At 63.1% G+C, this 21,607-nt stretch carries 19 protein-coding genes and 1 pseudogene; 12 read left to right on the top strand and 8 right to left on the bottom strand.

Annotated elements, in window-relative coordinates; all coding sequences use genetic code 11:
- Positions 1–175: 175 nt before the first annotated feature.
- The 4 genes from CWR53_RS18645 (at position 176) to CWR53_RS18630 (ending at position 6,188) form a co-directional block, all read left to right on the top strand.
- On the top strand, positions 176–2,890 hold the full coding sequence (locus CWR53_RS18645) for a LuxR C-terminal-related transcriptional regulator (protein WP_100852220.1): 2,715 nt from the start codon (positions 176–178) through the stop codon (positions 2,888–2,890).
- A 158-nt stretch (positions 2,891–3,048) separates the two neighbouring features.
- Positions 3,049–4,656: a tetratricopeptide repeat-containing response regulator gene (locus tag CWR53_RS18640; RefSeq protein ID WP_100852219.1), complete on the top strand. Its 1,608-nt coding sequence runs from the start codon at positions 3,049–3,051 to the stop codon at positions 4,654–4,656.
- A complete protein-coding gene (locus CWR53_RS18635) occupies positions 4,653–5,345 on the top strand; it encodes a sensor histidine kinase KdpD (protein ID WP_058605860.1) in 693 nt (230 codons plus the stop codon). The genes CWR53_RS18640 and CWR53_RS18635 overlap by 4 nt, the downstream gene beginning before the upstream one ends.
- A 126-nt stretch (positions 5,346–5,471) precedes the next feature.
- Positions 5,472–6,188, top strand: a complete 717-nt coding sequence (locus CWR53_RS18630; protein ID WP_023534691.1) for an OmpA family protein — start codon at positions 5,472–5,474, stop codon at positions 6,186–6,188.
- A gap of 34 nt (positions 6,189–6,222) precedes the next feature.
- Here CWR53_RS18630 and pta read toward each other — a convergent pair whose 3' ends face one another.
- Positions 6,223–8,310 (bottom strand): phosphate acetyltransferase, encoded by a 2,088-nt coding sequence (gene pta / locus CWR53_RS18625; protein ID WP_100852218.1) that lies wholly within the window; start codon positions 8,308–8,310, stop codon positions 6,223–6,225.
- 31 nt (positions 8,311–8,341) lie between these two features.
- Positions 8,342–8,644, bottom strand: coding sequence for a DUF3565 domain-containing protein (locus CWR53_RS18620; protein WP_058639476.1), 303 nt, complete (start codon positions 8,642–8,644; stop codon positions 8,342–8,344).
- Here CWR53_RS18620 and CWR53_RS18615 point away from each other — a divergent pair.
- Complete coding sequence (locus tag CWR53_RS18615) at positions 8,643–9,128, top strand: peptidylprolyl isomerase (protein ID WP_058605858.1); 486 nt, start codon at positions 8,643–8,645, stop codon at positions 9,126–9,128. The genes CWR53_RS18620 and CWR53_RS18615 overlap by 2 nt on opposite strands.
- Positions 9,129–9,273: 145 nt before the next feature.
- Entirely contained in the window at positions 9,274–9,756 is a 483-nt protein-coding gene (locus tag CWR53_RS18610; RefSeq protein ID WP_100852217.1) for a glutathione peroxidase, read from the top strand.
- Between the two features lie 38 nt (positions 9,757–9,794).
- On the opposite strand, the gene CWR53_RS18605 is transcribed toward CWR53_RS18610, so the two are convergent.
- On the bottom strand, positions 9,795–10,985 hold the full coding sequence (locus tag CWR53_RS18605; RefSeq protein WP_100852676.1) for a glycosyltransferase family 1 protein: 1,191 nt from the start codon (positions 10,983–10,985) through the stop codon (positions 9,795–9,797).
- Between the two features lie 133 nt (positions 10,986–11,118).
- On the opposite strand from CWR53_RS18605, the pseudogene CWR53_RS23595 reads away from it, so the two are divergent.
- Both CWR53_RS23595 and CWR53_RS23590 read left to right on the top strand, forming a co-directional pair.
- Positions 11,119–11,886, top strand: a pseudogene (locus CWR53_RS23595) (PAS domain-containing protein); the annotation flags it as partial.
- 9 nt (positions 11,887–11,895) lie between these two features.
- Complete coding sequence (locus CWR53_RS23590) at positions 11,896–12,474, top strand: methyl-accepting chemotaxis protein (protein ID WP_375335504.1); 579 nt, start codon at positions 11,896–11,898, stop codon at positions 12,472–12,474.
- A gap of 110 nt (positions 12,475–12,584) precedes the next feature.
- Here CWR53_RS23590 and CWR53_RS18595 read toward each other — a convergent pair whose 3' ends face one another.
- Positions 12,585–12,800 carry a TIGR02450 family Trp-rich protein gene (locus CWR53_RS18595; protein ID WP_023534670.1) on the bottom strand — a complete coding sequence of 72 codons (216 nt, stop codon included), beginning with the start codon at positions 12,798–12,800 and terminating at the stop codon, positions 12,585–12,587.
- Positions 12,801–12,843: 43 nt separating this feature from the next.
- Positions 12,844–13,608, bottom strand: a complete 765-nt coding sequence (gene cysZ / locus CWR53_RS18590) for a sulfate transporter CysZ (RefSeq protein WP_058605855.1) — start codon at positions 13,606–13,608, stop codon at positions 12,844–12,846.
- Positions 13,609–13,897: 289 nt separating this feature from the next.
- Here cysZ and trxB point away from each other — a divergent pair, with 289 nt between their 5' ends.
- On the top strand, positions 13,898–14,860 hold the full coding sequence (gene trxB / locus CWR53_RS18585) for a thioredoxin-disulfide reductase (RefSeq protein WP_058605870.1): 963 nt from the start codon (positions 13,898–13,900) through the stop codon (positions 14,858–14,860).
- A 32-nt stretch (positions 14,861–14,892) separates the two neighbouring features.
- On the opposite strand, the gene nadC is transcribed toward trxB, so the two are convergent.
- Positions 14,893–15,741: a carboxylating nicotinate-nucleotide diphosphorylase gene (nadC, locus tag CWR53_RS18580; protein ID WP_058605854.1), complete on the bottom strand. Its 849-nt coding sequence runs from the start codon at positions 15,739–15,741 to the stop codon at positions 14,893–14,895.
- A 242-nt stretch (positions 15,742–15,983) separates the two neighbouring features.
- Between nadC and CWR53_RS18575 the strand changes: the two genes are divergently transcribed.
- The 3 genes from CWR53_RS18575 to ampE all read left to right on the top strand — a co-directional run bounded on the left by CWR53_RS18575 (position 15,984) and on the right by ampE (position 19,621).
- Complete coding sequence (locus CWR53_RS18575) at positions 15,984–18,137, top strand: DUF1631 domain-containing protein (protein WP_100852215.1); 2,154 nt, start codon at positions 15,984–15,986, stop codon at positions 18,135–18,137.
- 74 nt (positions 18,138–18,211) lie between these two features.
- Positions 18,212–18,778, top strand: a complete 567-nt coding sequence (gene ampD / locus CWR53_RS18570; protein WP_058605852.1) for a 1,6-anhydro-N-acetylmuramyl-L-alanine amidase AmpD — start codon at positions 18,212–18,214, stop codon at positions 18,776–18,778.
- A gap of 3 nt (positions 18,779–18,781) precedes the next feature.
- Complete coding sequence (gene ampE, locus CWR53_RS18565) at positions 18,782–19,621, top strand: regulatory signaling modulator protein AmpE (protein WP_100852214.1); 840 nt, start codon at positions 18,782–18,784, stop codon at positions 19,619–19,621.
- A gap of 24 nt (positions 19,622–19,645) precedes the next feature.
- Here ampE and CWR53_RS18560 read toward each other — a convergent pair whose 3' ends face one another.
- Together CWR53_RS18560 and cra are read right to left on the bottom strand one after the other, a co-directional pair.
- Positions 19,646–20,434, bottom strand: coding sequence for a TatD family hydrolase (locus tag CWR53_RS18560; RefSeq protein ID WP_058605869.1), 789 nt, complete (start codon positions 20,432–20,434; stop codon positions 19,646–19,648).
- A 2-nt stretch (positions 20,435–20,436) separates the two neighbouring features.
- The gene (gene cra, locus CWR53_RS18555) at positions 20,437–21,432 is read right to left on the bottom strand and encodes a catabolite repressor/activator (protein WP_058605850.1); all 996 of its coding nucleotides are present in this window, start codon (positions 21,430–21,432) and stop codon (positions 20,437–20,439) included.
- Positions 21,433–21,607: the final 175 nt, after the last annotated feature.

Below are 21,607 nucleotides of genomic sequence, written 5' to 3'. Positions count from 1 at the left end.
AACCGTCTGAATACCCCGCCAAAACCCCCGTTCCAGCCTGCGTCGATCGGCGCTGTTGCTTTTTGTCGTAGTCTTTTTCCGGCGCAGTCTCCCCGTCAACTTCAAATGCAGGGCGTTAACCGCTAGTCTCGCAACCACCCCTACGCCGTATTTGTCCACCCAGAACGAGCCGGCCATGACAGATCTGTCCCGTACGCATGGATGCACCAGCCAGGCCGTGGGCCTGATGGACGAGCACTTCTTTCGACCGCCCTTGCCCGATGGCCATGTCCCGCGTCAGCGCCTGTGCCAGCGCCTGCAGGCCGGGCTAGGCGGGCGATTGCTGCTGATCAGTGCGCCAGCGGGTTTCGGCAAGAGTTCGCTGGCCATCGAGTTCTGCGAGACGCTGCCTGCCCATTGGCGCACGCTGTGGTTGGGCTTGAGCCAGCGAGACGCCGATCCCGGGCGCTTTCTCGAGCGCCTGCTCGACGGGTTGCAGCAGCACTGCCCCGCCATGGGGGGGCAGGCGATGGGGCTGTTGAAGATGCGCCAGCGCCACCAGCCGTTTGCTTTCGAGCCGTGGCTTGGCACGGTGCTCGACGCGTTGGCGCTGCACTTGCGCAGCGAGTCGCCCTTGCTGGTGGTGCTGGACGACTACCACCTTGCCCAAGGTCCTGTCCTGGACCACTGCCTGCAATTCTTCCTCAATCACTTGCCCGCAGGCCTCGTGCTGCTGGTGACCAGCCGTCAGCGCCCGGACTGGCACCTGGCACGCCTTCGCCTGTCCCGGCAATTGGCCGAGCTGAGCGAGCAGGACCTGCGCCTGACCGCCGAAGAGTCGCTGGCGGTGCTGGGGCGCAGGCCCACTGGGCTGCGTGGCCAGGCGCTGGACAACCTCATCCAGCGTAGCGATGGCTGGGTGGCCGGGCTGCGTTTCTGGCAGCTGGCCGCTAGCGAGTCCAGCGATGAAAACGTTCTGCCCCAGGCGTTGCACGGTGGCGAAGGCCTGATCCGCGATTACCTGCTCGAAGAGGTGATCGACATACTGCCGGCGCCTGTGCAGCGCTTTCTCGACGAGACGGCATGCCTGGAACGCTTCTGCGCGCCCCTGTGCGACGCGGTACGGCTGCAACAGGACAGCAACGCCATCCTGGATTTTCTGCAATCGCACCAGGTGTTCCTGGTGCCACTGGATGAGCACGGCCGGTGGTTTCGCTACCACCATCTGTTCTCCGACCTGCTTCGCAGCCGCCAGGCACGCGAGCCTTTGACCGAGCGGCACCTGCGCGCCTCTTGCTGGTTCCAGTCCCAGGGCTTGCTGGACGAGGCGGTGGAGCAGGCGTTGCGCGGGGGCGATCTGAACGCGGCGGCCGATCTCGTGCAAAGCTTGTCCGAAGAGCAACTGCTGGCCGAGCAGAACGTCGCGATGCTGCTGCGTTGGAAAATGGACCTGCCCGACAGCCTGTTGGTCAGCACACCGCGCCTGATCGTGTTGTACAGCTGGGCCCTTGGCCTGGCGTGTCAGCTCGACGCTGCCGAGGAACTGGCAAGCCATCTGGGGCGCTTTCTGCCGGCGCCTTCTGCCACTGCCCAGAAGTCCATGCTCGCCCAGTGGCTGGCGCTGAGCGGCGTGATCGCCAGAGGCCGGGGCGATCGTGAACGCACCCTGACCTGCTGCACCGAAGCACTGCACAGCCTGCCCTGCAAACGGTATGGCCAGCGTCTGGTGTGCCTGTCGACGTTGTCGAACCTGGCCATCGCCGAGGGCGACTTCTGGCGTGCGCGGGGCTGGAACAGGGAAGCGCTGGAGCTGGCGCAGCGCGTCGGCAATCCACTGTTCGAGGCCCTGGCCCACTACGACAGGGCCCGGGTATTGCATGCCCGAGGCGAGGTCGTGCGTGCACTGGGCGAAGTGCGTGAAGGGCTACAGCGTTTGCACGGGTTGTCTGCACAGCGGTTGTATGCAATCCGGGCGCGGCTGACCTTGTACGAAGGCTATCTGCTGGTCGCGCGCCTGTGTCCGGAGCAGGGGCTGGCTCGGCTGCGTGGTGGCCTGGGCGAGGCACGTGCCTGCCGTGACATCAGTGTGCTCATCGGTCATTGCGTGATTGCTATGCTCGACGGCCGGGAAGGGCGCTTCGCCGAGGCGTTCACTGAACTCGCCGAAGCCGAACGTCTGATGCATATCTGGGACGTGCCACCTGTGTACTACCTGGCGATGATCACTTTGGTCAAATGCGAGCTCTGGCTCGCGCAAGGGCGCATGGACCTTGCCGAGTCATGGCTGTCGCGCCTGGGGCAGACTTACGGCGGCGCGCAGGCGGCCCTGGCGCCCGAATTCCACCCGTTGTTGCCCTGCCATGTCGCGTTGCAGCAAGCCGCGCTTGATCGCATTCAGGGGCGTGAGGCACAGGCGGCGCGCAACCTTGAACAGTTAGCCGAGCGTGGCCAGGGCTGTGGGGGCATGATGCTGGCGGTCAGCGCCTTGTGCCCGTTGATCGCCTTGCACCTTGACCAGGGGCACCAGGCACAGGCAGCACGGTTGCTGCCGGCACTGCTACAGGCGGCCAGTGGCGGTGTGCTGCAGCCGTTCCAGGAACTGCTGCAACGCTACCCGCAGTGGCTGCGCGAGCAGGTCCAGGGCAGCGACAACAGTTCGGTTCGGGCCCAGCTGCTCGAACGGTTGCCCGGCTTGCCATGCACCACCGCCAGTGCTGATGCACTCAGTAGCCGCGAACGGGCTGTGCTGGAGCTGATCGCCCAGGGCTGGTCGAACCAGCAGATCAGCGAGCGGCTGTTCATCTCGCTGCACACGGTCAAGACACACGCCAGCCACATCAACAGCAAGCTGGGGGTCGAGCGCCGCACCCAGGCCGTAGCCAAGGCCAAGGCACTTGGCTTGCTGGAGTGACACTGGCAGGGGGTGCGGTGGATAGTTAAAATGCTGGCCTGATGCCACCTTCGAAGTGGCGCGTACGCCACGCTTATCTTTTCCGACCGCCTGCCGATACAGCGTTCGGTGGTTCGCCTCGTGCCATCTTTCCATTTCTTCCAGGGCAGGTCGTGTTGATGCTGCAGTTCGGGCAAAAGAGTTTTCTGATCGTTGACGACTTCACCGACTTTCGCACGTCGACCCGCTCCATGCTGCGCGAGCTGGGCGTTCGCGACGTGGACACCGCCGACAGTGGCGAGCAGGCGCTACGCATGTGCGCCCAGAAGCGTTATGACTGCATCCTGCAAGACTTTCACTTGGGCGATGGCAAGAAAAACGGCCAGCAGGTGCTCGAAGACCTGATCATCGACAAGCACATCAGCCACGAATGCGTGTTCATCATGGTCACTGCCGAAAGCAGCCAGGCCATTGTACTGAGCTCCATCGAGCACGAGCCCGACGCCTACCTGACCAAGCCCTTCAACCGGGTAGGCCTTGCCCAGCGCGTGGAAAAGCTCTACCAGCGCAAAGCGCTGTTGAAACCGATTCTCCAGGCCCTGGACCGCAACCGCCCAGGCGAAGTGCTGGCAGCCTGTGCCGAGCTGTGCAAGCGCGACCCGCGTCTGGCGCCGCTGTGCCTACGCTACCGGGCCGATGCGCTGCGCAACCTCAACCGCTTCGAAGAGCTCGAGAAGTTTCTCAAGGCCATTCTCGCCAGCCGCCCGCAGCCCTGGGTCTATGCGGCATTGGGCAGCCTGATGCACAAGCGCGGCCAGCATGCCCAGGCCCAGGCCGTCTACGAGCAGGCGCTCAAGGCCTTCCCGATCATGCCCAGTCTCTACGATGGCATGGCCGATGTGCTGGAGGCGCAAGGCGAAACCAAGCGCGCCCAAGGGCTATTGGAGGAGGCCGTGCGGCTTTCGCCGTTATCGGTTCGGCGCCAATCGAAGCTGGGCAAGCTGGCGTTGGCCAACGAAGACTTCGACAGCGCGTCCAAGGCGTTCCGGCACGCCGTGAATCAGGGGCAGAGCTCACGCTACAAGGATGCCGAGAACAACCTGGGCCTGGTGCAGGCCTTGATGAGCCGTAATGCAGGCTTCGGTCTGGACGCTCGCACCCGGGTCGAGATCAACACCACGCTCAGCGAGGTGGCCAAGGAAAACCCGGAAGACCAAGGCCTTCAGGTGCGTGCCCGCATGATGAAAGCCGCCAGCCTGCAGCAGGCCGGCGACCCGGAGACCGCGGCCAAGCTGACCGACCAGGCCGTCCAGCGCCTGGAAAAGATGAACCAGTTCTTCTCGGTCGATGCGGCCCTGACCGTTGCCCGACAATTGCAGGCGTCGGGGCAGGATGCCGCGGCCATCGGCGTGCTCAGAAGTTGTGTGGAGAGTTATGGCGACGACCCCAAGGTCATGGAAAGAGTAGGCCAGCTGACGGATGACCCCAGTGTGCTGAACGCCATCACCGAAGCCGTTACGCTCAATCGTCAGGGCGTGCGCAGTTACCAGGGAGGTCAGCTCGGCGAGGCGTTGCAGCTGTTCCGTAAAGCGTTGGGCCTGCAGCCCAGGAACATCAGTATCGCCCTCAATACCGCCCAGGCGCTGCTGCGCATTGGCGGAGAGAATCCTCAGCCTGCGATCATGCAGGAATGCCGCGACGCCTTGACCAGCGTGGCCGGTATCCCCGCCAGCGATAACCGCTATGACCGCTACCGCAAACTGCATACCCGGGTGTTCGGCGCATGAATCTTGATAATCAGGGGCTGGATTTTTCCACGGTGATCGCCTCCACCGTGCACGACCTGAAGAATTCGCTCTCGGCACTGATCCAGTCCCACGGCCAGTGGGTCCAGCGCTTGCCCGAAGAGCTGCGCGGTGGCGCGGAACAGGGGGTGATGGAGCATGAGTTCCGGCACCTCAATGGCATGCTGGTGCAGTTGCTGGGCTTGTACAAGCTCGGTGTGAATCAACTGCCGGTATGCCCGGACTACCACGAACTCGACGACTTCATCGAGGCGCAGTTGGCAGCCCACGAAGAAGTCTTGCAGCACAATGCCATCGAGGCGAACTGGCGCATCGATACCGATAATCCCCTGGGCTTTTTCGATCGCGAGCTGGTGGCATCGGTGGTGACCAACGTCATCACCAATGCCACGCGGTTCGCCGAGAAGGCCCTGTTGATCACCATCGAAGAGGCCGACAACCAACTGGTCATCTGCATCAACGATGACGGGCCCGGCTACCCGGCGCGCATGATCGAACGGCAACAGGAATACATCCAGGGCATCGACTCCACCAGTGGCAGCACGGGCCTTGGCTTGTATTTCGCTGCGCGCATTGCGGCCTTGCATGAAAGCGGCGGCGTGCAGGGCCGCATCGACATCTCCAACGGGGGGGCGCTCGGGGGCGGCCTGTTCCGGTTGTATTTGCCCTGAGGGGTGAACAGGGCGGTGCACAAATGCGCAGGCGGGCGCGGAATTTTCACCCGGCAAGACACTCCAAGCCTGACATAGAGCCGTTCCAGACCTACGGCATACATGACCAACACGAGGAGCTTGCCCATGTTCACCATGCGTCGCCTGATTATCGTCGCAACCACTGCTGCCCTGATGACCGGCTGTGCGGGGCAAAACCCCTATGAGAACCAGGGGCAAGAGGCCGGCGGCATGAGCAAGACCGCCAAGTACGGTGGCCTTGGTGCCCTGGCCGGTGCCGTGGCCGGCGCCGCGATCGATCACAATCACCGTGGCAAGGGCGCACTGATCGGCGCTGCGGCCATTGGCGCCGCGGCGGCCGGCTACGGCTACTACGCCGACAAGCAGGAAGCCGAACTGCGCGCGAAAATGGCCAACACCGGTGTCGAGGTTCAGCGCCAGGGCGACCAGATCAAACTGATCATGCCCGGCAACATCACCTTCGCCACCGATTCGGCCAACATCTCGCCAAGCTTCTACGCGCCGCTGAACAACCTGGCTGGCTCGTTCAAGCAGTTCAACCAGAACAACATCGAAGTGGTGGGTTTCACTGACAGCACCGGTAGCCGCCAGCACAACATGGACCTGTCCCAGCGTCGTGCCCAGGCCGTCAGCAGCTACCTGACTTCCCAGGGTGTGGACGCCTCGCGGGTCACCGTGCGCGGCATGGGCCCGGATCAACCGATCGCCAGCAATGCCGATGCCAATGGCCGTGCGCAGAACCGCCGCGTGGAAGTGAACCTCAAGCCGATCCCTGGCCAGCAGTACGATCAGCAGCAGGGCCAGGTTCAGCAGTATCCCTGACCCGAAGGTGGGGGCCACTTGATGGCCCCCGTATTCAGCGCACTTCGCTTGCCTGAATGGCGGTCAGGGCAATGGTGTGCACAATGTCGTCGACCTGCGCCCCGCGCGGTAGATCGTTCACCGGCTTGCGCAGCCCCTGCAGCATGGGCCCCAGGCTCACGCCGTCGGTACTGCGCTGCACGGCCTTGTGTGTGGTATTGCCGGTGTTCAGGTCCGGGAATACGAACACCGTGGCGCGGCCGGCCACCTGACTGCGCGGCGCCAGGTCGCGTGCAACGGCAGGGTTGACAGCCGCATCGTATTGCAGCGGCCCATCGATCAACAGCTGCTCGGCCCCCTCCCTGGCCATGCGTGTGGCCTCTCGCACTTTTTCCACCTCCTCGTCGCTTGCCGAATCGCTTGAATAACTGATCATCGCGACCCGTGGCGTGATGCCGAAGGTATGTGCAGATGCAGCACTCTGACGCGCGATCTCGGCGAGTTCGGCGGCATTGGGGTGGGGGTTCATCACGCAGTCGCCGTAGACCAGCACCTGGTCCGGAAACAGCATGAAGAAGACCGAAGAAACCAGGCTGGCGCCCGGTGCGGTCTTGATCAGCTGCAATGCAGGACGGATGGTATTGGCCGTGGAATGCACCAGACCCGAGACCAGGCCATCGACTTCGTCCAGGGCCAGCATCATGGTGCCGATGACCACCGGGTCTTCAAGCTGTTGTTCGGCCATCGGTGCGTTGAGGTTCTTGCTCTTGCGCAGCGCCACCATGGGCTCGACATAGCGCTCGCGGATCAGGTCCGGGTCCAACACCTCCAGCCCTTCGGGCAGGGTGATGCCCTGGGCTCGGGCCACGGCATCGACCGCTTCAGGCTTGGCGAGCAGCACGCAGCGGGCAATGCCGCGTGCCTGGCAGATGGCCGCCGCCTGCACCAGCAGCGGCTCGGCCCCTTCGGGCAGGACGATACGTTTGTTGGCCTGCTGCGCGCGCTGGATCAGTTGATAGCGAAATACCGCAGGTGACAGGCGCATCTCGCGCGGAGCGCCGCAGCGCTGGCTCAACCAGGCGCCGTCGAGGTGGCTGGCCACGAAGTCGGTGATGAACTCGGCGCGCTCGCGGTCATCGACCGGGATTTCCCTGTTCAGGGCATTGAGCTGGTTGGCGGTGTCATATGACCCTGTGCTGACCGACAGGATCGGCAACCCTGCCTGCAGCGCCCCGCGGCATAGCCCCAGGATGCGCGCATCGGGCTTGCTGTCGCTGGTCAGCAGCAGGCCTGCCAACGGCACGCCGTTGATCGCTGCCAGGCTCACGGCGAGGATGATGTCGTCGCGATCGCCGGGCGTCACCACCAACGTTCCAGATGTCAGCAGCGGCACGGTATTGGCCACCGTGCGGGCGCAGATGATGATCTTGGTCATGCGGCGCTGCTCAAAGTCACCGGCATTGAGGACCTGGGCCCCGAGCAGCTCTGCCACATCCCGCGTGCGCGGGGCATTGAGTTCCGGCTGATAGGGAATGCAGCCGATCAGGCGGAAATCGTTGCCGCGCAGCAGCGGCGAGTGCTCACGCAGACGCGTCGAGAATTGCTCCATGCTCTGGTCGGTGCGCACCTTGTTCAGGATCACACCCAGCACCTTGGGGTCGCGCGGGCCTCCGAACAGCTGGGCCTGTAGCTCGACCCTGCCGGACAGTTCACTGAGCACTTCCTGTTCGGCGGCCGATACCAGGATCACTTCGGCATCCAGGCTCTTGGCAAGGTGCAGGTTCACGCGGGCTGCGTAGCTGGCGTGACGGGTAGGGACCATGCCCTCGACCACTACCACGTCGTTGCCGACACAAGCCTGCTGGTACAGGCGAACGATTGACTCGAGCAGCTCGTCCAGCTGACCATCGCCCAGCATCCGTTCGACCTGGGCCAGGCTCAGCGGCGTCGGCGGCATGATGCCGTGGGTACGAGCGATCAGCTCGGTGGAGCGCTCCGGGCCGGTGTCGCCCGGGTGGGGCTGGGCAACAGGCTTGAAGAAGCCCACTTTCAGGCCGGCACGCTCCAGTGTGCGCACAAGGCCCAGGCTGATGGACGTAAGGCCGACGCCAAAGTCGGTTGGTGCGATGAAAAAAGTCTGCATGCGTGCTTCTCGAAATAAGCGGTGCAAGGGATCAGCGATCAAGGGTAGCGCTATCGGCACCCTGTGCGCACCAACCGCACGGGAACGCCTGGCCAATGCGCTGCGCTCGCTGTTCGGGGTCGAGCACCCATGGGCGCAGCTGCCAGGGCGGTACGTGGCGCAGGTGCTGGGTGTGGCCACAGCTCAACTGGGCGACCCAGTGGCCTTCGGCATCCTGGGAAAAAGCGATGATCCGACTGATGGGCATGGGCGGATCCAGGCGAGGTTCGCAATCGGGCGATGGCTTGGTTACACTTGTGCGTTCTACATTCTTTTGCAAAAGGTCTTGCCCCATGCTGATCGCCGCCAACAAGGCTGTCTCCATCGACTATACCCTGACTAACGACGCCGGGGAGACCATCGACAGCTCCGCCGGTGGCGCGCCGCTGGTATACCTGCAAGGTGCCGGCAACATCATCCCAGGCCTGGAAAAAGCCCTGGAAGGCAAACAGGCCGGCGACGAGCTGACCGTTTCCATCGAGCCTGAAGAGGCCTACGGCGAATACCTGGCCGAGCTGGTCAGCACCCTGAACCGCAGCCTGTTCGAAGGCGTCGACGAGCTGGAAGTGGGCATGCAGTTCCACGCCTCGGCCCCCGATGGCCAGATGCAGATCGTCACCATCCGTGACGTGGACGGCGACGACGTGACCGTCGATGGCAACCACCCACTGGCCGGCCAGCGCCTGAACTTCCAGGTCAAGGTCGTTGACGTACGTGACGCCAGCGAAGAAGAAATCGCTCACCGTCACATCCACGGTGAAGGTGGCCATCACCACTGATCTTTCTGCGCTAAGCTCAGAAAGTCGCCAGGCGTTCGGGCAAGCCCCCCTGCCTTCCCAAGGAAGGCGACGGCTTGAACGAACGCCTTTTTAGTGGGCGCAATTTGCCCAGGTGCCGTCGGCGACCTGAAAAGGGGATTACAGCATGAGTGCATTTCACGACCTGAAGTTGAACGCGCTTGACGGTGGCGATCTGTCCTTGAAGCCGTACAAGGGGCAGGTAGTGCTGGTGGTCAACGTGGCCTCCAAGTGCGGCCTGACACCTCAGTACGCGGCGCTTGAGCAGCTCTACCAGACGTACAAGGACAAAGGCTTCACGATCCTTGGCCTGCCCTGCAATCAGTTCGCAGGGCAGGAGCCGGGGAGCGAAGCGCAAATCCAGGAATTCTGCAGCATGAACTACGGCGTGAGCTTTCCGCTCGGCGCCAAGCTCGATGTGAACGGGCCTCAGCGCCATTCGATGTATCGCCTTCTGGCGGGCGAGGGCGCGGAGTTTCCGGGGGACATTACCTGGAATTTCGAGAAATTCCTGGTGGGCAAGGACGGGCGGGTATTGGCGCGCTTCTCCCCGCGCACGGCGCCGGATGATCCTGCGGTGGTCCAGGCCATCGAAAAGGCCCTGGGCTGATCATGCACCGGGTGCTCACCTCGGCCGCTGCAGTGGCTTCACAGCGGCGGCATGGGCTGTATCGAGGTCGCTTGGCGCGCATGAACGCTCTGTGAAGCGCTGAGCAGGTGCGCTTCGAACTGGTCGACGATTTTCGACCACCCCTGGTGGCTGGCATGCTGTCGAGCGTTGAGCCTCACCCGCCGCAGGGTCTCGCTGTCTTGCAACAGCCAGCAAGCGGCATCGATGAAGGCTGCCGCATCCCCTGGCATGGCCAGCGCCCCATTGTGGCCATGGCCGATGTGCTGCGCAGCCGTTGCCTGGTCATAAGCGACCACCGCCAACCCTGACGCCATGGCTTCGAGCACCACACGGCCAAACGTCTCGATCAGGCTGGGGAACAGAAACAGGTCACTGCTGGCATAGTGCTCGGCCAGTTGTTCGCCTCGCTGGACGCCGCATAGCACAGCCCCGGGGACCTGCTGCTGTAGCTTCCCCCGCAGTGGCCCGTCCCCCACCAGGATCAGGCGTACCCTTCGCTGTGGCATAGCCCGTTGCAAAGCCTCGAAACAGCTTTGCAAAAGCCCCAGGTTTTTCTCCGGTGCCAACCGCCCCACATGCAGGACGGCGATATCATCGTGGCCCAGACCCCAGTGTTCGCGCAGCGCCTGGCTGCGACGGGCCGGGTTGAACAGCTCCGCGTCCACACCGTGCGGCATGTGCACCAGCCGCTCGAAGCCGCGGCGTTCCAGCCAACGCCGTTGGCTCAAGCTGGGCACGAGCGTCAAGACGGCCCGGCGATGAAACCAGCGCAGGTAAAGGCTTAGCAGGCGTCCCACTACGCCCATGCCGTGTTGCCCTGAAAGGTGCGCAACGTGGGTATGCAATCCGCTAACAACGGCGATCCCTAATCGCCGAGCGGTGCGTAATGCGCTCAGCCCCAGGGGGCCTTCAGTGGCGATGTAAATGACGTCAGGCCGTTGCCGGCGCCAGTGCCTTGCCAGCGTGCGCAGGGAGACCTTGTCCCGTTGCAAACCCGGATAGCCGAGCAGTGGCCAGTCGCGCCACAGTCGCACGCCAGGGTTGTGCCCCGAAGCCTGCTCTCCTGGCTGTCGGGGGCGCACGATCCTGACGTGATGGCCACGCAGGCGCAGCCCTTCGCTCAGGTTCAACAGTGTGCAGGCCACGCCGTTGACGTGCGGGGCGAAGGTATCGCTGACGAGGCAGATGTGCAGAGCTGGTGTATTCATGAACAGATTATCCACTTGCTGCATTGCCGAGGCATGACGGCGAAGTGACGTCGGCATGATGCAGGGGGCATGACGCCTGTAACGCGCACGAATATTCATCAAGGCTGCACTCAAGAGGCGCAGTTGCCCGCCGATGCAGTTGCATTCGCCCCCACGCTCCAGGAGAGCGGTGATGTTCAACAACAAGCTCAAGCAAGAAATCCGGCAGTTGCGTGAAGAACTGATGATCATCGACCAGATCAAGAGCAGCCTGGACAGCGAGATGCTGGTGCTGCAACTCGATCCTGCCGGTCGGATCGAACTCGTCAATGGCAATTTCGAAACCGAGATGCTGTATCGGGCTGACCAATTGCTTGGGCGCAACATCGACGACATCGTGCCTGCCCACGTCAAGTCACTGGATTTTCACCAGCGCATGAAAAATGCCATCAGCCGGGGCGAGCATTTCAATGGCGCGTTTCGCCTGCTGCGCGGGGACGGCCAGGAAGCCTGGCTACGTTCGATCCTGCAACCTGTGAAGGGTAGCGACGGGCGCATCAAGTATTTCACCCTGCATTCGAGCGACCTGACCCGTACCATCGTCACCTCCCGCGAGCACGAGAGCCTGATCAAGGCGCTGATGCGCTCGACGGCGGTTATCGAGTTCGATCTCGATGGCATGATCCTGACCGCCAACGAACGCTTCTTGTCGGCAGTGGGGTACCGGCTGGATCAGATCCGTGGCAAGCACCACCGCATGTTCTGCGAACCGGCCGAGGTCAACTCACCCGCCTACCAGGCATTCTGGGACAAGCTTCGCCGCGGTGAGTACATTGCCGAACGCTTCCGTCGGATCGATGCCCATGGCCGGGTGATCTGGCTGGAAGCTTCCTACAACCCGATCTTCAACGCCCACGATGAGCTGTACAAAGTGGTCAAGTTCGCCACGGTCATCACCGATCAGGTGAACCAGGAACAAGCGGTGGCCCAGGCGGCGGACGTCGCCTACAACACCTCCCGGGAAACGGACACCAGCGCCCGTCGGGCCACAGAGGTGGTCGGGCAGAGCGTCAGCGTCATGCGTGGGCTCGAAGCCTCGATGCTTCAGGCTGCCGAAGGCATCCAGGCGCTGGATACCCAGTCGCGGGTCATCGGTTCGATCATCAAGACCATCAGCGATATCGCCGGGCAGACCAACTTGCTGGCGCTCAACGCCGCCATCGAAGCCGCCCGTGCTGGCGAGCAGGGGCGGGGCTTTGCGGTGGTGGCCGATGAGGTGCGACAGCTGGCCTCGCGCACCAGTACGGCTACCGAGGAAATAGCCCGTGTGGTGCAGCAAAACGAGCAGTTGGCCCAGGCTGCAGTGTCGATCATCGACACCAGCAAGCGCCAGGCCGAAGAAGGCCGCGCGCTGGCGGACCAGACCGGAAACGTGATCGAGGAAATCCAGGAAGGGGCCAGGCGGGTGGTGGATGTGGTGGGGCAGTTCTCCAGCCGCCTGGGGCAGTGATGCTGGGCAGTTGTGTTCCATGGTGAGGCGACGCGGCGGCGCTCCCGTTGGACGCGCCTAAGATCGGCCGCTGCCTGACGGGCACGCGGCCGGTTCGGTCAGTCACTCGCTCATCGCCAGCCCATCGCCCATACCTGGGCGTCGCGCAGCACCCGCCAATCCAGCCACTCGCTGCGCCCGCTGTGCACCGCCTGCAGTTCCACGCGCAGCAACACGCCCGCTTCGTCGTGCTCCAGGTCGGTGACCAGGAAGTGCTTTTCACGGTTCACCGGCTGCGTCGCGGTCCATTTCGACAGCTTGAGTTTGGCGGGACTGAAGCGGTTCATGGTCTGCTCCTGTAGATGAGGTAGGGTAACGCCTGGGGCAGGCTCAGGCTCGATGCGCAGGTGTGTTCACGGCCCGTGCATTCCCGTTCTCACGCACCCAGAACAAGGTAGCCCCAGCCACCGCCGCCGGCATCATCACCACGTTCACCCCCGGGATCAGCAACGCCAGGTAGGTCACCCCGCCAAAGCCCAGGGACTGCCAGCGCTTCTCCCGCAGCCAGGCGAGCATGTCCTGCCAGCTCATCTTGTTGTTGTCGGCCGGGTAGTCGATGTATTGGATGGCCATCATCCACACGCCGAAAATCAGCCAAAGCGGCGCGGCGACCACGTTGACCACCGGGATCAACGACAGGATGAACAAGCCGGTGGCGCGCGGCAGGAAGTAGCCGAGCTTGCGCATTTCGCGGCCCAGTGTGCGGGGGATCATCGCCAGCAGCTCGGCCCAGCTGAAGGCCGGGAAGTGATCGTCGCCGCGCACCACCACTTCCACCTTCTCAGCCAGAAAGCCATTGAACGGCGCGGCGATGATGTTGGCCACCAGGGTAAAGGTGAAGAACACCATCAGCACCAGCAACACCACGAACAGGGGCCAGAGGATATAGGTCAGAAAGCTGAGCCAGCTTGGCAGTGTGGGCACCAGCGCGTCCAGCCACTGGCTGAACTGGTGGCCGGCAAAATAGATGAGGCCACCGAACAGCAGCAGGTTGATGGTCAGCGGCAGCAGCACGAACAAGCGCAGGCCAGGGCTCAGGATCAGCTTCAGGCCTTCGCGCAGGTACTGCGGCCCGGAAAGAACGGGGGCTTGCATGTATCACTCCGCAGAAAAGGTGGTTGGCAGACATTACCGAGTTTCGGGGGGATGCGGAAGCTGCGCCATCTGGGTGAAACCGGTGGTAACAAAAGCCAATGATCGGACCCTGCCAACGCAACGACGCGCATAGACGATGGCTATGAGGTGGATTGTCTAAGGATATTTCCTTACTCTTTGCCACCTCGCTACAGTGCGCTCATATTTCAGCGTCACCGGCCTGCCCGTGGTGCAGGCCCTACTTCATTTGCACAGCTGGCCTTTCCAGCCCGCTCGACAGGAGTTCGACATGTCCGAAGCACGTCATTCGCGCGTCATCATTCTGGGCTCCGGCCCTGCCGGTTACAGCGCAGCGGTCTATGCGGCCCGTGCCAACCTCAAGCCGCTGCTGATCACTGGCATGCAGGCCGGTGGCCAATTGACCACTACCACCGAAGTCGACAACTGGCCAGGCGACCCGCACGGCCTGACCGGCCCGGCACTGATGCAACGCATGCAGGAGCACGCCGAGCGTTTCGAGACTGAAATCGTCTTCGATCACATCAATGCCGTGGACCTGGCCAACAAGCCGTTCACCCTGACCGGCGACAGCGGCACCTACACCTGCGACGCCCTGATCGTGGCCACTGGCGCCAGTGCTCGCTACCTGGGCCTGCCGTCGGAAGAAGCGTTCATGGGCAAGGGCGTATCGGCCTGCGCCACCTGCGATGGTTTCTTCTACCGCAACAAGCCGGTCGCAGTAGTTGGCGGTGGCAACACGGCCGTTGAAGAGGCGCTGTACCTGGCGAACATTGCCAGCAAGGTGACCCTGGTGCACCGCCGCGATACGTTCCGCGCCGAGAAGATCCTGGTCGACAAGCTGCATGCCCGCGTCGCCGAAGGCAAGATCGAACTCAAGCTCAACGCTACCTTGGATGAAGTCCTGGGCGACAACATGGGTGTGACCGGCGCGCGCTTGAAGAACAACGATGGCAGCACTGACGAGATCAAGGTAGATGGCGTGTTCATCGCCATCGGCCACACCCCGAACACCTCGCTGTTCGAGGGCCAGCTGACCCTCAAGGACGGCTACCTGGTGGTCAGCGGCAGCCGTGAAGGCAACGCCACCGCCACCAACGTCGCGGGTGTGTTCGCCGCAGGTGACGTGGCTGACCATGTCTACCGTCAGGCCATCACCTCGGCCGGTGCTGGTTGCATGGCCGCCCTGGACGTCGAGCGCTACCTGGACGGCCTGGCCAACGCATCGTTCTGATCCCTCGACCGGGGCCGCCTGGCGGCCCCGTGTTACAGGCTCAGGCGCATCGACAGGTCGACCGCTCGCACATCCTTGGTCATCGAACCTATCGAGATGTAATCCACACCGGTTTCGGCGATGGCCCGCAGGGTCGTTTCGCTGACGCCGCCACTGGCCTCCAGCTTGGCCTTGCCAGCGGTGATCCCGACGGCTTCTTTCATCTCGTCGAGCGTCAGCTCATCGAGCATGATGATGTCGGCACCCGCGCTTAGCGCCTGATGCAATTCCTCCAGGCTTTCCACCTCGATTTCCACCGGCTTGCCGGGGGCGATGCGGTGTGCGGCTTGTACCGCCTCGGCGACGCCACCACAGGCGGCGATATGGTTTTCCTTGATCAGGAAAGCGTCATACAAGCCTATGCGGTGGTTGTAGCAGCCGCCACAAGTCACTGCGTACTTTTGCGCCAGGCGCAGGCCCGGCAAGGTCTTGCGGGTGTCCAGCAACTGTACGTGAGTGCCTTGGACCAGATCCGCCAACGTGCGCGCGCGCGTGGCGACCCCGGACAGCATCTGCAGGAAGTTGAGTGCACTGCGCTCGCCGCTGAGCAGCGCCCGCGCCGGGCCCTCCAGGTGGAACAGCGGTTGGTTGGGCTGGGCGCGATCGCCGTCTACCACCTGCCAGTGCACGGCTACGCGTGGATCGAGTTGACGAAACACCGCATCGACCCAGGCCGTACCGGCCACCACACACGCTTCGCGGGTAATGATCGTTGCCTTGGCCAGCCGCTCGGCCGGGATGAGCTGGGCGGTGATGTCGCCGCTGCCGATGTCCTCCAGCAACGCACGGCGCACGTTGGCTTCGATTTCGGCGGTGAGGTCGGCAAGGCGTAGGTTAGGCATGGTTGGCTCCACAAGCGAGATGCCCGCGATTATAGGGCAGGGCGCAGGCGTGTACAGCCGGTGCTCGGCTGCCATGACGCAACGGGTTGAGCAATCACTGCCTGTGCAGGGTCAAGACATTTAGCAAGGAAACGCGTCTGGCAGTAAAAGGAATTATTCCTGATAATGCTGTCTGATATTTGGCGTCATGCTATTGGCGAAACTGGCCGCGTCTAGGCCCGACACCCTGCAAGGAGTACAGGATGCACAAAGAGGGCAAGGTAGTGCCCTTGGCGGCGGCTGAACATGGACGGCGCACGCCCCCCACGAGTCTGCCCATCGCGCTGCTGCAGGTGCGCGATCAGGCCGCCCTGCAACTGCGCCAGGGTTTGCAGGCGCTGTTCGACAATGCTGACGATACCCTGTTCGAAATGGCCGACAAGGCAGCGGACCGGTTCGCTCAGCACCTGTATTTCGAAGCCATGCGCGACTTGCGACTCAAGCGCAAGAGCATCGAGCGGCTATTTCTCGATACCGTCCATGAAGCCTTCGCGCGCTTGGCCGAGCCTGAGCCTGAGCATACCCCGGCAACCGTCGCTCCCGTATTGTCGTTCACCCCCGGTCAGTCCGAGCGTGCAGCAGCGGTGGAGGCGATGGTGACCAGGGTAAAGGCCCGTGATGGCGTCGCGCTACAGCAGCTGGGCCTGCGCTTGCAGACGCTGCTCGAACGTCATGTGCCTGAGCAGTGCAACCCCCTGAACCCGATTGCCTTGTGTCGCTGCTTTCTCGAGGCCGGGCAAAGCCTGGGTGTAGGGCCGCGCGTCAAGCTGGTGCTGCTCAAGCTGTTCGAGCGGTATGTATTGTGCGACGCGCAAGTCATCTACGGCGAAGCCAACAGGCTGCTGATTGCGGCAGGCGTGCTGGGTCAGCTGCCACCGACGCCTTGCCGACGAGCCGGGGACAGTTACTTGCTGGCAGAGCCGGACGAGCGCTCCTACCATGAGCCTGAAGCGAGCGAAGATACCGCAGGCGATGCGTTGTTCGCCTCCCTGCAACCGCTTCTGCGATCCGCACGTGGTTTGTTCGCGCCTCGCCTGGAGGCACCGGCCGGCGCCCAGCCGGTCAGCAGAGCCGATCTGCTGCGGTTACTCTCACATCTGCAGCACTATGTGCCAGAGCCCGATGCGGCTGACGATTTCGCCCTTGGCCAGCAAGTGGAGCAGTTGCTGCTGACCATCAGCGTGCGTAGCGGTACCCGCCGCTTTATTGGCGGGGACGACGAAGACATGATCAACCTGATCGATCACGTGTTCAGGTTTATTGCTCGCGACGACAATCTACCCCCCTGCCTGCGAGCCGTGCTGGCGCGCCTGCAGATCCCGCTGCTCAAGGTGGCGCTGCTGGACAGGGGGCTGCTCAGCCGCGCCAGTCATCCCGCCCGACGGCTGCTCAACGAAATGGCGGCGGCGGGGCTCGGCTGCGATCCGCGCGAGCAAGAGCAGGGTGATGCGTTGCAACTGCGCGCTGAACGTGTGGTTCAGCGCCTGCTCATCGACTTTGCCGAAGACACGCGTCTGTTCGGTGAGCTGCTCGAGGACTTTCTCGGGCAGACCCAGCATGAACGGCGGCGTACCGAGTTGTTCGAGCAGCGCACCCGGGATGCCGAAGAGGGGCGGGCCAATGCATCGCTTGCCAGGCGACAGGTGCAACACGTGCTCAGCCAGCGCCTGCGCGGACGGGTCTGGCCCCAGGCAGTGGTACAGATGCTGATCAACAACTGGAGCCAGGTGATGATGCTGGCTTGGCTCAGACACGGCGAAGCGTCTCTGGGCTGGCGCAGTGCGCTGCAGACCCTCGATACCTTGCTGGCCAGTGTGACGCCATCGCTTCAGCCGCAGGCCCTGGTGCATCAGGTACCACCGTTACTCAAGTCGTTGCGCGATGGGCTGGCCAGTGTCGGGACCGACTCGCTGGTGACCCGTGAATTTTTCCGCAAACTCGAACAACTGCACATACGTGCTTATGCAGGTGGCGCCGAGGCAGACGAGGACGACATCCTGGTCACCCAGGACATCCTGTTGGCGTTGGCCGAAGAGGCAGACGGGCCTGGGCAGCAACCGGCCGGTGACAAGGGCAAGGTCTCGCAGAAGGTGCAACGCTTGCGCATGGGCACCTGGATTGAAGTGTCCGATGACAGTGGCATTCAGCGCTGCAAGTTGGTGGCACGCCTGGACAGTTGCGACAAGCTCGTCTTTGCAAATCGCAGCGGTATGAAAGTGCGGGAGTGGAGTGGCGCAGGCCTCACCCAGGCCCTGGAAGCCGGCACCGTTCGCGTACTGGATGACGGTCCTTTGTTCGAGCGCGCCCTGGAAGCGGTCATAGAGGATTTGCACAGGAGCGGGCCCGCTGCCTTGTGATGATTACCGTGTCAACGCTAGCGGCAGCAGGGCATACTGACGCTCTGTGCAGCACTTTTCAGGATAGGCCCCTCATGCAATTGGACCGTGCCACTGGCTGGTTCCACGGAGACGGAATCACCCACTGCCCCTCACCGAATTTCAATGCTCGCCCGCAAGGTGAGCAGATTTCTCTGCTGGTGCTTCACAACATCAGCTTGCCGCCGGCCAACTTCGGCGGCGGTTACGTCCAGGCGTTCTTTCAGAACCGGCTCGACCCGAACGCACACCCGTATTTCGCCAGCATCGAGCACCTGAAAGTTTCTGCACACCTGTTCATCGAGCGTGGGGGGGCGGTGACCCAGTTCGTCTCGTTGCATGATCGGGCCTGGCATGCCGGCGTCTCCTGTTTCGACGGCCGTGAGGGCTGCAACGATTTCTCGATCGGCATCGAGCTGGAGGGCACTGACGATATGCCGTATACCGAGGCGCAGTACCTGACCCTCGACCGCTTGACGCGGCACATCCGCAAGGCCTGGCCGGCCATCGCACTTGAGCGTATCCAAGGGCACAGCGATATCGCCCCCCAGCGCAAGACCGACCCCGGCCCTGCCTTCGACTGGGTGCGGTATCGCCAGGCGTTACAGCGCGAGGAGGGCTGAGGCATGAGTTTTCTGGTGTTGATCCTGGTGCTGTGGTTCGAGAAATTTTCCGGCTTGCGCCATCTGGTCCAGCGTGACGGTTTCTTCCTTGGCGAACTGGCGCGCCTTGAGCGCAAAGGTGGGCTGCCGGTAGGGTGGGTACTGGCCGCTGTGGTGCTGGCTCCGGTGCTGGTGCTGACACTGCTGTTACATGTGCTTGAGCCCGTTGCCTACGGCCTGCTGGCCTTGCCGGTGCATCTTCTGGTGCTGGTTTATAGCCTGGGACGTGGTGATGCCAAGGCTTCCCTTGGGCCTGTGCGTGACGCCTGGCACAGGGGCGATGAACAAGCCGCGCTGCACGTGGCTGCACGTGACCTTGGCATAGTGGCCGATGGGCCACGCAACCTGCGCGAACGCCTGCAAAGCAGGTTGCTGTGGGAGGCTTATCAGGGCTTTTTCGCCGTCATCCTCTGGTATTTCCTGTTGGGGCCAGCCATTGCCCTGGCTTACCGCCTTCTGGCGTTGTGCCAAGCGCACAGTCAGCGACCCGCACTCCGGCACCGCGCCGAGCAGCTTCGCCACCTCATGGACTGGGTGCCGGTCAGGGTGGTGGCATTGAGCTTTGCCCTGGTCGGCAACTTCGTCGCCGTTGCCCGCGAAATGTTGCACGAGTTGTTGAACTGGCATATTACTGCCGCGCACCTGGTAGCCCGCGTCGGGCGTATGGCTGATGACGGCACTAATGCCGGCACTGCCAGTGAGAATGATTGCGGGATGCGGCGCCTGGATAGCCTATGGGACCTGGTGCTGCGTTGTGGTGTGCTGTGGTATGCCGCTTTCGCGTTGTGGACCGTGTTGGCCTGACCGCGCGGGGCGGGCCGGTGCGAATCAACGCAGGGCTTGCCAACCAAACAGCTCGCAGGCATTGCGCGTGCTCGCTTCGGCCAATTGCTCGACGGGCACGCCCATTGACTCTGCCAGCGATTGTGCGATGTCTGGCAGGTGCTCGGGGCTGTTGCGCACCCCCGGATGCATGACCGGCGCCATGTCCGGTGCGTCGGTCTCCAGCACCACGCTGTCGAGCGGTAAGCGGGCAATCGTACGGCGCAGCCGCAAGGCCTGGGGCCAGGTCGCCGCGCCGCCCAACCCAAGCCGAAAGCCTAGCTTGATGTACTCACGTGCCTCTTCGTAACTGCCGGCGAATGCATGGATGATACCCGCCCGCATGGGCTTGTAGCGCTTGAGGGTGGCAATCACCTGGGCGTGGCTGCGGCGCACGTGCAGCAAGGCCGGTAGCTGGAAGTCGCACGCCATTTGCAACTGCGCTTCGAACACGTCCTGCTGACGAGCCTTGTCCAGTTCAGGGAGGTAGTAATCCAGTCCGAACTCGCCCACCGCACACAGGCGGCTATCGCCACGCAAGCGCTCCAGCCAGGCGCGCAACTGCTCGATGTGGCTCGGTTGATGATCTTCAAGGTAGACCGGGTGCAGGCCAAGCGCCGCGGCCAGGCGTGAGTCGCTGCAGGCCAGGTCCCATACCCGCTGAAAGTTGGCCTGATGAACCCCCAGTACCACCATTCGCTCGACGCCTTGCGCGCTTGCACGGGCCATCAGGCTCGGGCGGTCGGCGTCGAAGTCCGGGAAGTCCAGGTGCGTGTGGGTGTCGATCAGACGCAGGTTCATGACGGGTCGATTCGTTGCTTGAAGGTGCGCGAGACCGCATGCACGCCTGGTTCGTAGCGTTTTTCTTCAATCGCGGCAAGGGCCAGTTCCAGTGCCTTGGCGGCCATGTCACCGTGACGTTGGGCCATGGCATTGACCGGCAGCGGCAAGAAGTCGAGCAACTGGTTGTCGCCGAATGTACCCAGCTGCAACCGGCGCGACTCGGTGGGCTGGGCGTGCAGCGCGTCGAACACTCCCTGCAGGAGCACGTACGAAGTGGTGATCAAGGCATCGGGCAGGCCACCCAGCTCATCGATCAATTGCTGCATGAGGCGCTGCCCGCACTCTCGGCTGAACGCTTCGCCCTGGTAGCGGCGCACCTCACCGGCAAAGCCCTGTAGCGCATCGTCGAAGCCACCGGCGCGTGCCTGGCTGACCGACAGTTCAGGGCGTGCGCCGATCAAGGCAATGCTGCCTGGCGAGGTGCTCAACAGGCTGGCGGCCAGACGACGACTGGCATCATGGTCATCGCTGATCACCGAGCAGAAATACCGGGGGTCCAGGCCTCGGTCGATGGCAATGACCGGCAGGCCCTTGTCTTGCAACTCGCGGTAGCTCTGATCGTGCGGCGGCAAGCAGCTGGCGACGAACAAGGCATCGCATCGGCGCGCCCGGAACAGCTGCTGCAACTGGCGCTCGCTGTCGGGCTGGTCGTCACTGCTGGCGATCAGCAACTGGTAGCCCCGGGCCCGAGCCCCTTGCTCAAGGCGCTTGGCAATACGCGCGTAGCTGGGGTTCTCAAGGTCCGGGAGGATGAAGCCCAGCGTGCGGGTATGCCGGCTGCGCAGGCCAGCGGCTTGAGGGTTGGGCGTAAATCCATGGGCCTGCACCACCGCCTGCACGCGCTCCACGGTGCTGTTGCTGATGCGTTGCTGTTCGGCCTTGCCATTGATGACGTAGCTGGCGGTAGTGACGGACACACCGGCCAGGCGGGCGATATCGCTGAGTTTCACCGAGTTTTCCTTGTTATGACCAAAGCTGGCTGTAGGCGATGACCAGGCAATTTGACCCTGATACCGCAGCGAGCGCAGGCGAGCATTGTCGCAATTGTCCGACAGGATGGGGCTTTTTCATCGGCAGATTATCGAGTAACGTGGCCGCCTGGTCAGATTAAACGTTTCAGCCTCC

It is taken from the genome of Pseudomonas sp. SGAir0191 (assembly GCF_002812565.2).
Classification (GTDB): Bacteria; Pseudomonadota; Gammaproteobacteria; order Pseudomonadales; family Pseudomonadaceae; genus Aquipseudomonas; species Aquipseudomonas parafulva_B.
The sequence above is the reverse complement of the archived record's forward strand: the minus strand, read 5'-3'. Positions and strand labels throughout refer to the sequence as shown.

What these genes read in the sequence shown, in the direction of transcription:
- CWR53_RS18645 (WP_100852220.1), top strand. Translation starts at nt 176, where the DNA reads ATGACAGATCTGTCCCGTACGCATGGATGCACCAGCCAGGCCGTGGGC.
- CWR53_RS18640 (WP_100852219.1), top strand. Translation starts at nt 3,049, where the DNA reads ATGCTGCAGTTCGGGCAAAAGAGTTTTCTGATCGTTGACGACTTCACC.
- CWR53_RS18635 (WP_058605860.1), top strand. Translation starts at nt 4,653, where the DNA reads ATGAATCTTGATAATCAGGGGCTGGATTTTTCCACGGTGATCGCCTCC.
- CWR53_RS18630 (WP_023534691.1), top strand. Translation starts at nt 5,472, where the DNA reads ATGTTCACCATGCGTCGCCTGATTATCGTCGCAACCACTGCTGCCCTG.
- pta (WP_100852218.1), bottom strand. Translation starts at nt 8,310, where the DNA reads ATGCAGACTTTTTTCATCGCACCAACCGACTTTGGCGTCGGCCTTACG.
- CWR53_RS18615 (WP_058605858.1), top strand. Translation starts at nt 8,643, where the DNA reads ATGCTGATCGCCGCCAACAAGGCTGTCTCCATCGACTATACCCTGACT.
- CWR53_RS18620 (WP_058639476.1), bottom strand. Translation starts at nt 8,644, where the DNA reads ATGGGGCAAGACCTTTTGCAAAAGAATGTAGAACGCACAAGTGTAACC.
- CWR53_RS18610 (WP_100852217.1), top strand. Translation starts at nt 9,274, where the DNA reads ATGAGTGCATTTCACGACCTGAAGTTGAACGCGCTTGACGGTGGCGAT.
- CWR53_RS18605 (WP_100852676.1), bottom strand. Translation starts at nt 10,985, where the DNA reads ATGAATACACCAGCTCTGCACATCTGCCTCGTCAGCGATACCTTCGCC.
- CWR53_RS18595 (WP_023534670.1), bottom strand. Translation starts at nt 12,800, where the DNA reads ATGAACCGCTTCAGTCCCGCCAAACTCAAGCTGTCGAAATGGACCGCG.
- cysZ (WP_058605855.1), bottom strand. Translation starts at nt 13,608, where the DNA reads ATGCAAGCCCCCGTTCTTTCCGGGCCGCAGTACCTGCGCGAAGGCCTG.
- trxB (WP_058605870.1), top strand. Translation starts at nt 13,898, where the DNA reads ATGTCCGAAGCACGTCATTCGCGCGTCATCATTCTGGGCTCCGGCCCT.
- nadC (WP_058605854.1), bottom strand. Translation starts at nt 15,741, where the DNA reads ATGCCTAACCTACGCCTTGCCGACCTCACCGCCGAAATCGAAGCCAAC.
- CWR53_RS18575 (WP_100852215.1), top strand. Translation starts at nt 15,984, where the DNA reads ATGCACAAAGAGGGCAAGGTAGTGCCCTTGGCGGCGGCTGAACATGGA.
- ampD (WP_058605852.1), top strand. Translation starts at nt 18,212, where the DNA reads ATGCAATTGGACCGTGCCACTGGCTGGTTCCACGGAGACGGAATCACC.
- ampE (WP_100852214.1), top strand. Translation starts at nt 18,782, where the DNA reads ATGAGTTTTCTGGTGTTGATCCTGGTGCTGTGGTTCGAGAAATTTTCC.